Annotated in this window: 11 protein-coding genes; 3 read left to right on the forward strand and 8 right to left on the reverse strand. The window is 62.1% G+C overall.

Annotated features, from left to right (window positions below; all coding sequences use genetic code 11):
• Positions 1-184 precede the first annotated feature (184 nt).
• Positions 185-508 (forward strand): flagellar hook-basal body complex protein FliE, encoded by a 324-nt coding sequence (fliE, locus tag LUN51_RS06555; protein ID WP_277810616.1) that lies wholly within the window; start codon positions 185-187, stop codon positions 506-508.
• A 104-nt stretch (positions 509-612) separates the two neighbouring features.
• Here fliE and LUN51_RS06560 read toward each other — a convergent pair whose 3' ends face one another.
• Both LUN51_RS06560 and rarD read right to left on the reverse strand, forming a co-directional pair.
• The gene (locus tag LUN51_RS06560; protein WP_277810617.1) at positions 613-1,767 is read right to left on the reverse strand and encodes an NAD(P)/FAD-dependent oxidoreductase; all 1,155 of its coding nucleotides are present in this window, start codon (positions 1,765-1,767) and stop codon (positions 613-615) included.
• Between the two features lie 39 nt (positions 1,768-1,806).
• Positions 1,807-2,754, reverse strand: a complete 948-nt coding sequence (gene rarD, locus LUN51_RS06565; protein ID WP_277810618.1) for an EamA family transporter RarD — start codon at positions 2,752-2,754, stop codon at positions 1,807-1,809.
• A gap of 121 nt (positions 2,755-2,875) precedes the next feature.
• On the opposite strand from rarD, the gene LUN51_RS06570 reads away from it, so the two are divergent.
• Positions 2,876-3,679: an amidohydrolase gene (locus LUN51_RS06570; protein WP_277810619.1), complete on the forward strand. Its 804-nt coding sequence runs from the start codon at positions 2,876-2,878 to the stop codon at positions 3,677-3,679.
• Positions 3,680-3,688: 9 nt separating this feature from the next.
• Positions 3,689-4,396, forward strand: a complete 708-nt coding sequence (gene rsuA, locus LUN51_RS06575) for a 16S rRNA pseudouridine(516) synthase RsuA (protein WP_277810620.1) — start codon at positions 3,689-3,691, stop codon at positions 4,394-4,396.
• Between the two features lie 76 nt (positions 4,397-4,472).
• Here the strand turns inward: rsuA and LUN51_RS06580 are convergent, their stop codons facing one another.
• From LUN51_RS06580 to gloB, 6 genes are all read right to left on the reverse strand, one after another.
• Positions 4,473-6,068: an ABC transporter ATP-binding protein gene (locus LUN51_RS06580; protein ID WP_277810621.1), complete on the reverse strand. Its 1,596-nt coding sequence runs from the start codon at positions 6,066-6,068 to the stop codon at positions 4,473-4,475.
• Positions 6,058-7,161, reverse strand: coding sequence for an ABC transporter permease (locus tag LUN51_RS06585; RefSeq protein ID WP_277810622.1), 1,104 nt, complete (start codon positions 7,159-7,161; stop codon positions 6,058-6,060). The genes LUN51_RS06580 and LUN51_RS06585 overlap by 11 nt, the downstream gene beginning before the upstream one ends.
• Positions 7,161-8,228 carry a microcin C ABC transporter permease YejB gene (locus tag LUN51_RS06590; protein ID WP_277810623.1) on the reverse strand — a complete coding sequence of 356 codons (1,068 nt, stop codon included), beginning with the start codon at positions 8,226-8,228 and terminating at the stop codon, positions 7,161-7,163. The genes LUN51_RS06585 and LUN51_RS06590 overlap by 1 nt, the downstream gene beginning before the upstream one ends.
• A gap of 10 nt (positions 8,229-8,238) precedes the next feature.
• Positions 8,239-10,074 carry an extracellular solute-binding protein gene (locus LUN51_RS06595; protein WP_277810624.1) on the reverse strand — a complete coding sequence of 612 codons (1,836 nt, stop codon included), beginning with the start codon at positions 10,072-10,074 and terminating at the stop codon, positions 8,239-8,241.
• A 105-nt stretch (positions 10,075-10,179) separates the two neighbouring features.
• A complete protein-coding gene (locus LUN51_RS06600; RefSeq protein WP_277810625.1) occupies positions 10,180-11,511 on the reverse strand; it encodes a LysM peptidoglycan-binding domain-containing protein in 1,332 nt (443 codons plus the stop codon).
• 47 nt (positions 11,512-11,558) lie between these two features.
• Positions 11,559-12,326, reverse strand: a complete 768-nt coding sequence (gloB, locus tag LUN51_RS06605; protein WP_097023631.1) for a hydroxyacylglutathione hydrolase — start codon at positions 12,324-12,326, stop codon at positions 11,559-11,561.
• Between the last annotated feature and the right edge of the window lie 38 nt (positions 12,327-12,364).

The raw sequence follows: 12,364 nt of genomic DNA on the forward strand, positions 1-12,364 counted from the left end.
GTGAAGGCGCGATCGATACCGTCACGAGGCGTATGTGTGATGACGGCCATTATGTGGAGCTAAGAAAACCCTAAAGGGTGGAAAAGCCGATGTTTTAGGTCCCAATTGCAGATATGACGCAAGCTAGGTTGCTGATAGGGTTCATCAACGTATTCCAGAGCTGTTCGATCGGCGGAGAAAAGTCATGAGTGCACCGGCCATTTCCCAAGCGCTTCAGCAAATGCAGTCCATGGCCAACCAGGCGGGCCAGATGTCCGGGAGTCAGGTCAATACGGCGGTAGGTAGCGGTGGTTTCACCGGCGAGTTGCATAGTGCGATTTCGCGCATCAACAGTTTGAAGCAGACTGCCAATGCGCAGGCCGAAGCCTTTGAGGCGGGTGCGCCGGGTGTGGAGCTCAACGACGTAATGGTCGATATGCAAAAGGGCAGCATCGCCTTTGAGATGGGCAAGCAGGTACGCAACCGCGTGGTTACTGCCTATAAGGATGTCATGAATATGCAGGTGTGATGCGTTAGTGTGTCGCCCAGGCACCGCCATCCCCGGCGGTGCGACGCGTATTGGCTCTTCCCGTGAGCCGACGCCTACCTACCGATAACGCTACAAAACCTTACCTACCGATAACGCTGCAAGAAGCGCGTGTCGATGTAGCGCTTGAGCCGCAAGGCCAGGCGACCGCCTCGCCAGTGTTCTCCGTAAAGCGCCAACCCCTTGTCGTGCATGTCCACGATGGCCAGCGCCGTTGCCGGTGGGTGGTAATCGTGTAGAGGGGCGCCGTTTTGCAAGGCAACCAGATTCTGCAGCAGCACGGGTCCTTGGCGGACGCCTTCGATGCCGCGCTTGGGAAGGCTGTGATCGATCAGCGAGGCGCAGTCGCCGACGGCAAAGATCGTCGCGTGCTGTTCGCTCTGTAGCGTTGCCTTGATACGGATGCCGTTATCGTCGAGCGCCAGTGGCAGGTCGGCGACGCAGTACGCGGGTCGCAATCCCGTGGCGAGGACGATGTCGTCGGGAGGAACATCGAGGATGTCGAGCCATTCGGCGCCGCCGTCGAGCGCCACGCTGGGGTGCCAGTCGACGCCTAGACGCGAGAGCTGACGGCTGGCCCATCGGGACGCGGCATCCGGAGCGTCGGATATGAGGCGTGGGTGGCGTGTGACAAGCCGAACCTCGTTGGCGGCCCCGAGGCGTTGGCTCAGCCCTGCCAAATTGGCAGCCATTTCCACGCCGGAAGGCCCGCCGCCAACCACGACCATATGCAGAGCCCGGTGCTGCTGGGCGGCATTGAGCACATGCTGGCGCAGTGCGTCGAGGCGCTCGATAGGTTTAACGTGCCAGTAGCGTGCATTGCCCCAGGCGGGCACAGTCGCGCCGGTTGGGGTCGGCGGGACGACATCGCTGCCCACATTGAGTGAGAGTACATCGAAGTCGATATGGTGACCGTCGGCTAGGAAGACATGTTTGGTATGCACGTCGAGTGCCACGAAAGGCGCTGTGACATGCTCAATGCCATGGCGTGCGGTGAGGGCTGCGATGTTGAGGCTACAGGCATCACGTGGTGCGCCACTGAGCAGTCGTGCGGCCATGCCCGAATACCAGAAGCGTGTGGGGGCCACGAGTGTGATGCGATAGCCGGCGCGACGTAATGCGGTAGCATGTTTCAGCAGGTGAAGGTGCGCGTGACCGGCACCCACCAGCACCAGGTGCGTCGTCATGAAGGCGTGTTCCTTGGGCCAGTCGGCCGCCGCGCGACACGTCGGGGCGGTCATGTACTCACTCTAGACGATGTCGGTGCCGTGGCGCTTGTCTTACTTGGCGCCAGCGTGCCTGCCTTGCCAAGCGGAAAGCGAATAAAGCGCCAGCCCGAACCAGATGAGCACGAAGGTGATGAGTTGCAGGGTGCCTAATGGCTCGCGAAAGATTAGCAGTGCGATCAAGAATTGCAGAGTGGGGTTGATGTACATCAAGAACCCCACTGTCGACAGGCGCAGTCGGCGTGCAGCTCCGGCGAAGGCTAGCAACGGCAGGGCCGTTAGGGCGCCGCTCGCGATCAATAGCAGGGTGTTGTGGGCGGTACCACCAAAATGGGATAGACCGGCAATCTCGAACCAAGCCACGGCAAGTAAGCCGAGGGGCAGCAGTATCAGTGTCTCGACGAACAACCCCGAAAGGCCATCCAGGCTGACCTGCTTGCGCAGCAGGCCATAGGTGCCGAAGCTGAGAGCAAGAAAGATGCTGATCCAGGGTAGGCCGCCGAGACCCACCAGTTGAATACCGATGGCGACGACGGCGATGGCCACTGCGGCGCCCTGGAGGCGTGACATGCGCTCGCGCAAGACCAGCATGCCCAGTGCCACGTTGATCAGTGGCGTCATGAAATAACCGAGGCTGGCCTGGAGGACGTGGTGGGTCTCCACAGCGTAGATGTAGAGCCCCCAGTTGAAGCCGATGAGCAAGGCGCAACCGAGTACCCGCACCAGCAGGCGTGGCGCGCGCAAGGCGGCCATGACCGGTTGCCAGCGCCCCAGAACGGTGACCACGAGGACCAGAAACAGACACGCCCAGAGGATGCGGTGGGTAAGGATTTCCCAGGCGGGCACGCCATCGAAAAGCGCGAAAAAAAGCGGAAAGCAGCCCCATAGCGTATAGGCGATCACGCCGAATGCAACGCCCTTGGCAGCGTCTTTATCGGCGGCGGTCTTCGATGCGGAAGACGTGTCTTGCGTGGCACTTTCTCTGGCATTCTCTTGGGCCATGGGGACCTCAACGTGGGGCGATGATGCCGAACAGGCGAACGCTAATCTAACATGGACGAAAGGGGCTTGCCGCTGCCCTGAGCTGGCCTTCAGACTGAATCTTCAATCCGGGAGGTGTGTGATGAGCGAATTGCGTACGACGCTGGTGCAGGCCGACCTGCGCTGGGAAGATCCCCAAGCCAATTGCCGCTTGCTCGAGGAACGTCTGGGCACGCTCTCGTCCGAGGATACGGACTTGATCGTGCTGCCGGAAATGTTCGCCACGGGGTTCACCATGAACTCCCGCGAGATGGCCGAACCCATGGCGCAGAGCGCCACCGTTGGCTGGATGGTCGAACAAGCCCGCCAGCGTGGCTGTGTGGTGACCGGCAGCGTGGCCGTTGTCGAAGACGGAGAGTACTTCAACCGTCTCGTCTGGGCGCGCCCGGATGGCGATATCACGTATTACGACAAGCGCCACCTGTTCCGCATGGCCGGCGAGCACGAACGCTATGGCATGGGCAGCGAGCGCGTCATTGTCGAGCTCAAGGGATTTCGAATCCTGTTGAGTGTCTGCTACGACCTTCGGTTTCCCGTATGGCTGCGCCAGCAGCCCGCATCGGGCGAACATTTCGAGTATGATGCGCTGCTGTGCGTCGCCAACTGGCCCGCGCCTCGCCGTCAACCTTGGCGGACCCTGCTACAGGCACGTGCCGTCGAAAACCTCTGCTATGTAATCGGCGTCAACCGCGTGGGGGAAGATGCCAAGGGGTTGGCATACGCGGGCGACTCGATGCTCGTCGATTTCAAGGGCGAGCCCTTTATCGACGAGCCGCGCGATGTGCCTTTCATGCGTACCGGTCGTCTGGATCGCCAGGCGCTGAGTACGTTCCGTGACAAATTTCCGGCCTGGATGGACGCCGATCGCTTCCAGGTCGAGGAGTGAATTTCCTGCATGCGTCTCGACCGTTTTTTAAGTGAAAGTACCGAGCTGACGCGCTCGCTGGCCAAGAAAGCCCTGCACCGCGGCGAGGTCGAGGTGGATGGCGAAGTGATCAAGAATGCCGCCTTCAAGCTCGATCAAGAACAGGACGTGCGCTGGATGGGGGAGCCGTTGGCCTTGGTTGGTGTGCGGTATCTGATGCTCAACAAGCCCACGGGCTATGAATGCACGACACGGCCGGGACGCTACCCCTCGGTGGTCGAGCTGCTGGATGTCACCAAGCGCGATCGCCTGCATATCGCCGGGCGCCTGGATGTGGACACCACTGGGCTCGTGCTGATCACCGAGGACGGCCAATGGTCGCATCGACTGACATCCCCCAAGCGGCGCTGCGACAAGCATTATCTCGTGACTCTGGCACAGCCACTGAAGGACGGGGCGGAAGATCTCCTGGCAGCGGGATTGATGCTGGAGAGGGAAGACAAGCCGACATTGCCTGCGCGCCTTGAACGTCTGCCTGCGACGGACGAAGACGAGGTGGTTCAGGCGCGTCTGGTCATCCAAGAAGGCCGCTATCATCAGATCAAGCGCATGTTCGCGGCGCTGGGTAACGAGGTCGTGGCGCTGCATCGTGAACGGATCGGCGATATCGTCCTCGACTCAACGCTAGCCACGGGAGAGTGGCGGGAACTTACCGAGACGGAAATCGCCTCCATCTAGTTTATACCGTTATCTATTTTGTGCGCTTATCGCTTCTTAACCTGACGAGCCGCTAATAGGCTGACAAAAAAGTTCGTCAGGTGTCGAAATGCAATCCAGAGGCCTCGAGTAGACGCTTCGTATAAGGTTCTCGAGGCTGCCTGAGTAGCGTCTCGCAGTCGCCTTGCTCGACGATCTCGCCGTCCTTGAGCACCATGATGCGGTGCGCCATGGCGCGTACCACGGCGAGATCGTGGCTGATAAACAGGTAACTCAGCCCGCGTCGGGCCTGAAGGCCGCGTAGCAAGCTGATGAGCTGCTTCTGCACGCTGCGGTCGAGCGCTGAAGTCGGTTCGTCGAGCACGACAAGGTCGGGCTCGAGAATGAGGGCACGCGCCACGGCGATGCGTTGGCGCTGGCCGCCCGAGAACTCGTGCGGGTAACGTGCTGCGCAATTCGCCGGCAGGCCGACTTCCTCGAGTGTGGCGACGACCCGTTGCTCGACGTCCGCGTCGCTGAGTGTCGGATGGTGAAAGCGAAGCCCTTCGCTGACGATATCCATGACGGGCATGCGCGGCGAGAGCGAGCCGTAAGGATCCTGAAAGACGACTTGAAAGTGCCGCCGGCGGCGGCGTAGCGCGTTGCCACGTAATGTGTCCAGGCGTTCGCCATCGAAGAGGATCTTGCCGTCGGCGGCGGTCAGGCGTAGAAGCGCCAATGCCAGGGTGGTCTTGCCGGAGCCGGATTCCCCGACCAGGCCCAGGGTTTCGCCGCGCGCGAGGGTGATATCCAGTGGCTGGACGGCCACGAACGGGGCGGGACGGCGCCCGAACCAGGATTTGCTTCGCGCGAATGAGACGCCGAGGCTGCGTGCCTCGAGCAGCATCTCGCGTGTTTCCGGCAACGGCGCGGCATGGCCATCGGGGTTGGCGGCGAGCAGGTGTTGGGTATAGGCCGCGCGAGGGGCATCGAAGACGTGTGTGACACTGCCGCTTTCGACGAGCCTGCCATGCTGCATGACATGCACGCTGTCGGCATGCCGGCGCACCAGATTGAGATCGTGGGTGATGAACAGCATGGCCATGCCATTGGCGTCGCGTAACCGTGCCAGCAAGGCCAGAATTTCCTGCTGCACGGTGACGTCCAGCGCCGTGGTCGGTTCATCGGCAATGAGAAGCTGCGGTGCGTTGGCAATGGCCATGGCGATCACCACGCGTTGGCGTTGTCCACCCGAGAGCTGATGGGGATGCGCCTCAAGCAGTTCGTCGGGCCGCGGCAGTTGTACTTCCACCAGCAGTTCCCGGGCGCGCTGGCGAGCGGCACGGCCGCGCAAGCCTTGATGAAGACGCAGGGTTTCGCCGAGCTGTTTGCCGACCGTGTGCAAGGGGTTGAGCGAGGTCGTGGGCTCTTGGAACACGAAGCCGACTTGGCCACCGCGCAGCGTATTCCAGCGCCGCGGTGATAGACCTTCTAGGGACTGTCCGCAGAGCCAACGTCCGCCCTCGACGCGCGTGCCAGGCGGCAGCAGGTCGAGGGCGCCAAGGGCGGATACCGACTTGCCGGAGCCTGATTCGCCGACCAACGCCGCGGTTTCGCCACGGCGTATGGTGAGTGAGAGGTCCTCGACGACGCGCATGTCGCCGAAGGCGATGCGCAGGGCATCGAGTTCGAATACGACGTCGTCATTGGCCATGCGCGGTTCTCCCGGGTAGATCATCGGTATCGGCGGTCGTCGATGTGGCGGTGCTGGGCACGTGGCGCGGATCGAAGGCATCACGTAGTCCTTCGCCGATGAAGACCAGCAGCGAGAGCATGATTCCAAGACTCAGGAAGGCCGTGATACCAAGCCAGGGCGCCTGCAGGTTGTTCTTGCCCTGGGCGACCAGCTCGCCCAACGAGGGAGAGCCCGGCGGCAGGCCGAAGCCCAGGAAATCCAGCGCGGTGAGGGTGGTGATCGCCCCTGTGAACAGAAACGGGATGAACGTCAGGGTGGCGACCATAGCGTTGGGTAGCACATGGCGCCACATGATCAGCCGCGACGGCAGTCCCATGGCACGCGCCGCGCGTACGTACTCGAGATTGCGCGCGCGCAGGAATTCGGCGCGCACGATGTCGACCAGCCCCAGCCAGGAAAACAGCAGCATGATGCCCAGCAACCACCACAGGTTGGGCTGCACCAGGCTGGCGAGGATGATCAGCAGGAACAGTACCGGCATGCCCGACCAGATTTCGATGATGCGCTGCCCAATCAGGTCGACCTTGCCGCCGAAATAGCCTTGCACGCCCCCGAACAGGACGCCAAGCGCCATCGAGCCCACCGTCAGTACCACGGCGAAGACCACCGAGAGCCGGAAGCCATAGAGCACGCGGGCGAAGACGTCGCGGCCGTGGTCGTCGGTTCCCAACCAGTGACGTGCCGAGGGCGGCGAGGGTGCAGGCCCCGTCAGCTCGCGATCCAGCGTATCGTAGGAGAAGGGCACGGGGGGCCATAGCATCCAACCCTGCGAGGAGATGCTTTCCCGGACGACAGGGTCGCGGTAGTCGGCTGTCGTGGGGAGAAAACCGCCGAACTCGGTTTCGGGATAATCGAATACCACCGGGGCGTACCACTGGCCCTGGTAGTGCATGACGATGGGCTTGTCGTTGGCGACCAGTTCCGCGCCCAGACTGACGATCAGCAGCAGGACGAAGGCCCACAGCGACCACCAGGCGCGCCGGTTGCCGCGAAAGATCTGCCAGCGGCGGCGGGCGATGGGAGACGGTTGCGCGCGCTTGCGAAGTGTCATCATGCCTCCCGCGTCGCGAAGTCGATGCGAGGGTCGACCCACACATAGGTGAGATCCGAGATCAGCTTGAGCACCAATCCGATCAAGGTATAGAGATACAGCGTGCCGAAGATGACCGGATAGTCGCGCTGCATGACCGCCTCGAAGCCGAGCAACCCAAGGCCGTCCAGCGAGAAGATCACCTCGATCAATAGCGACCCGGTGAAGAAAATGCCCACCAGCGCCGAGGGGAGCCCCGCGATGATGATCAACATGGCGTTTCGGAACACGTGTCCGTAGAGCACACGGTGCTCGCTGGCGCCCTTGGCGCGTGCGGTGAGCACGTATTGTTTATGGATTTCGTCGAGGAAGCTGTTCTTGGTCAGCATGGTGAGCGTCGCGAAACTGCCGATGGCCGAGGCCAGCACGGGCAACGCGATGTGCCAGAAATAATCCTGGATCTTGCCCCACCAGGAGAGGTCGGCGAAGTCGGGCGAGGTCAGTCCGCGCAGCGGAAACCAGTCCAGATAGCTGCCGCCGGCGAATACCACGATCAGAAAGATGGCGAACAAGAACCCCGGCACGGCGTAGCCCACGATGATCAATCCCGAGGTCCAGACATCGAAGCGCGAGCCGTGGCGCAGGGCTTTGCGTATGCCCAGCGGAATCGAGATCGAGTACACCAATAGCGTCGTCCAGAGTCCCAGCGAGATCGAGACCGGCAGGCGTTCGACGATCAGGTCGATCACCGGCCGCCCGCGAAAGAAGCTATCGCCGAGATCGAAGGTGGCGTAATCGGCCAGCATGCCGAAGAACCGCTCCACGGGCGGCTTGTCGAAGCCGAACTGCTTTTCCAATGCTTCTTCGAGGCGTGGGTCGATGCCGCGTGCGTTGCGGGTATCGCCGCTGGATGTCTCGCCGCCGCCTTCCAGGCGCGTGCTGGCATTGCTGTCCATGCCCTCGAAGCGGGCCAGCATCTGGTCGATGGGGCCGCCCGGTGCCACCTGCACGATAATGAAGTTGAGCAGCAAGATGCCCAATAGGGTAGGGATCATCAGTAACAGGCGGCGTAGGATGTAATTAGCCACGATGTTGTCCTTAGCGTTCGCCGCGTTGACGTTGTTCTATACGGGACGCGCGCTGTGGATCGACCCACCAGCTCGATAGATCGAAGGTGTATTCGGGGAATGGCTGGGGGTAGCCGAACTTGTCCCATAGCGCCACGCGAGTGCCGTCGAGGTGCCATTGGGGAATGACGTAGAAGCCCCAGCGCAGTACCCGGTCGAGGGCACGCGCGGCGGTGTCCAATGCCTGCCGGCTGTCGGCGCGGATCAGGCTGTCGACCAGGCCGTCGATGGCGGGGCTCTGCAAGCCGATCAGGTTGCGGCTGCGCGGCGCGTCGGCGTAGTCGCTGGTCCAGAATTCGCGCTGTTCGTTACCTGGATTGGCGGACTGCGCGAAGCTGCCGAGGATCAGGTCGAAATCGAAGTTGCGCTGGCGCGTCAGGAACTGATTGACGTCGACCACGCGCAGGTTGGCCTCGATGCCGAGACGCTCGAGGTTTTGAATCAATGGTAGGGTCACGCGCTCGAACTGAGTGTCGTAGAGCAGAAATTCGAGGCGCAGCGGCTGTTGTGTCTCGCGGTTGACCAGCGTTCCATCGCGAACCTCATACCCGGCGTCGCGCAGCAGTCCCAGTGCCTTCTTCAGGCGTGCCCGCAAACCCTCGGGGCGTGATGCGGGCAGAGGGGCTTCAAAGACATCTTGCGGCAGGTGATCGCGATAGGGCGCGAGTAGCTCACGTTCGGCGTCGCTGGGCAGGCCGTTGGCTTCCATCTCGGAGCTCTCGAAGTAGCTATCGGTTTCTTCATAGGCGCCGTAGAAGAGGTGCGTGTTGAGCCAATCGAAGTCGGTGGCCAGGGTCAGCGCTTCGCGAACGCGGCGGTCCTGGAACTTCTCGCGTCGCAGGTTCATGACGAAGGCTTGCATCCCGGCGGGTTGCGCATCGGGGACGACCATGCGCTTGATGAAGCCTTCCTCTCGAGCGGGGGTGTCGTAAGCGGTGGCCCAGTTCTTGGCACTGCTTTCGCGGCGGAGGTCGAGATTGCCGGCCTTGAAGGCCTCCAGCGCCACGGTCTGATCCCGGTAGTAGTCATAGGCCAGCCGGTCGATATTGTGCCGCCCACGGTTGATGGGCAGATCGCGCCCCCAGTAATCCTCGACACGTTGATAGACGATGCGGCGTCCCGGCGAGAGGCTCTCGACCGCATAGGGACCGGACCCCAGCGGTTTGTCCAGCGTCGGTGAGGCGAAGTCGCGCGAGCTCCAGTAGTGTTTGGGCAGCACCGGAAGCTGGCCGAGGATCAATGGCAACTCGCGCGAATTGTTGTCGCTGAATTCGAAGCGCACGGTGTCGTCATCCAGCGCTTCGATCTTGTCGACATCGGCGTAGTAGGCGCGATAGAACGGCTGTCCCTCGTCGCGTAGCAGGCGAAAGCTGAATACGACGTCTTCTGCCGTCACGGGGTGGCCATCGTGAAAGCGCGCTTCGGGGCGCAAATCGATTTCCATCCAGTGGCGGTCAGGGTCGAGGCGGATGCCGCCCGCCAGTAGCCCATACATGGTGAAGGGCTCATCGGCGCTGGCTTCCATCAAGGTATCGTAGACGTGATTCAGGCCGTCAGCCGGATTGCCCTGAATGATGAAGGGGTTGGTCGAATCGAAGCTACCCTGTGCGGCTTGTCGCAATTCACCGCCCTTGGGGGCATCCGGATTGGTATAGGGCAGGTGCGAGAAGTCATCGCGCAGTGCAGGCGCGTCGTAGAGCGAGATCCCCGCGACGGTTGGCACGTCGGCGGCAGGCAATGCCAGCGCCGTGAGGCTAACCGCCCACAGACAAGACCCCAGCAGCCAGGTGCGAACGAACGAGGGCATCAATCGATTCCTTGAAGCAAGATGCGCAGAGGCCGGTGAAGCACCGGCCCGCTCGCTAGCCTACCCCAGCAGTGTCGCGCTGAGTAGAGGTATCGCTCAATGCGCTCAGCGAGAGGCCTGGCGCAAGGTCAAACGTTGCCCGGGTTGCAGATAATCGCTTTGATCGAGCTGGTTCCAGCGTGCCAGGTCGCCGACGCTGACGTCATGGCGCGCTGCGATACGCGACAGGCTGTCGCCCGGCTTGACCCTGACTTCGCGCGTGGCGTCGCCACTGGCCAGGCTGGGAGATTGGCCGGTGGAAGGGACCACCAGCGACTGCCCGATGCGCAATGAGTCGCCGCTGAGCGAATTCTGCTGACGTAACACGCTGATGGGAATGTCATGACGCGCGGCGATGCCGGAGAGGGTGTCGCCGCGTTTGACCACATAATGCGCCTTGGCCTGACGTTTCTCGGCGGGCAGCGTATCGAGCTTGGCAAGAAAGCGCTTGCGGCTGTCGGCGGGGATCACCAGTTTGGCGTTTTGATCGGGGCGTGTCGCTTCGCGTCGAAAGGCTGGGTTGAGGTCGCGCAGTCGCGCCTCGCTAACCCCGGCGAGCTGCGCGGCATCGGTCAGCGCGAGTTGGCCCTTGGCTTTTACTTGGGCAATGGTGGGGCGATCGGGGATGTCAGGCAGAGTGACCGCGTAGCGCTGCGGATCGGAAACCACCGCGGCCAACGCCAGCAGCTTGGGAACATAGTCCATGGTTTGATTGGGCAGTGAGAGGTGCCAGTAATCGATGGGCTTGCCTTGGGCGGCGGCCCTCTCACGCGCGCGGTTGACCGTCCCCGCGCCAGCATTGTAAGCCGCCAGGGCAAGTTCGAGATTACCCTCATACCATTGGTCGGCGAGTGTCTGCAGATAATCCAGAGCGGCGGCTGTCGAGGCGACGACATCGCGACGGCCGTCATACCACCATGTGTCGGTCAGGCCCATGGCCTCGCCAGTGCCCGGCATGAACTGCCATAGCCCTGAGGCGCCGCCGGGATGGGCGGCGGTGGGGTCGTAAGCGCTTTCGATGAACGGCAGCAATGCCAGTTCGGTGGGCATGTCGCGTGCTTCGAGCTGACGGGTGACCCAACGCAGCCAAGGACGCGCATTTTGGGCCATGGCCGAGACATATTCGGGATGCGCGGAAAAGTAGTCGAGCCACTCTTTGACGCGCGGATTCTCGATGTCGTGGGGCAATCCGAAACCGCTTTTAAGGCGTGTCCAGGCATCGGCTTGCGCGGCGCTTTGAAGCTCCAGCGCTTGCCAGAAGGTCCCGTGGTGCGCCGATGCAACCGTGTCGTCGCCGGTCGGTGAGCCGCTGGTCGCTAGCGCGGGCAGCGACAAAGGGATCAGAAAAAGACCTCCCGCCAAGCTCAGCGCTTGGCGGCGGATCGATCGAACGTGCATGGGAAGCGAACCTCTCGAGGGCATGACGTCAGTTGGGCATGGTATTGCTAGAAACGGTCTTTCCATTCGCGCAGTGTGGCGAAGGCGCTACTGGCGTCGTCGGCATTACCCTGTTCGGCCACTGCGCTGAGCAGGCCGGGTTGGTCGATGCGCAAGAAAGGATTGATCTGGCGCTCGGAGCCGATGTTAGTAGGCAGCGTGGGTCGCTCCAGCCGGCGTGCTTTTTCGCACTCCTCGAGGTAGGCGTCCCGCGTGGGGTTGTCGGGCTCTGCAGCCTGAGAGAAGCGCAGGTTGGCTAGCGTATATTCGTGACCCGCGAACACCATGGTGTCGTCGGGCAATGCCGCGAGGCGCTCAAGCGAGCGCTGCATCTGCGCAGGCGAGCCTTCGAACAAGCGTCCGCAACCGGCCGAGAACATCACGTCGCCACAAAACAGCAGCCCCGGCGTTCCGGGGGCGTAAAAGGCGATATGGTCGAGCGTGTGGCCGGGGACCGCGAGGACTTCGAAGCGCCGTCCCTGCACGCGGCATTCATCGTCGTCGCCCACGACTTCGTCAACGGAGGGAATGGCCGTGTTGTCGGGGCCGATCACGCGCGGCCCATAGCGTTTGACCAATGTTTCGATGCCGCCCGTGTGATCGTGGTGGTGGTGGGTGACCAAAATCGCCACCAGGTTCAGATTTTCACGCTCCAGGTATTCGATGACGGGTTGCGCGTCGCCGGGATCGACGATCGCTACCTTATCGCTGGCATCCTGACGGAGCAGCCAGATATAGTTGTCCTGGAACGCGGGAATTGGAATCACGGTCAACATAGTACGCTAGACCTCGGCAAACGTCGGAAACACGCCTG

This window comes from Chromohalobacter canadensis (assembly GCF_029544075.1).
GTDB classification, from domain to species: domain Bacteria; phylum Pseudomonadota; class Gammaproteobacteria; order Pseudomonadales; family Halomonadaceae; genus Chromohalobacter; species Chromohalobacter canadensis_A.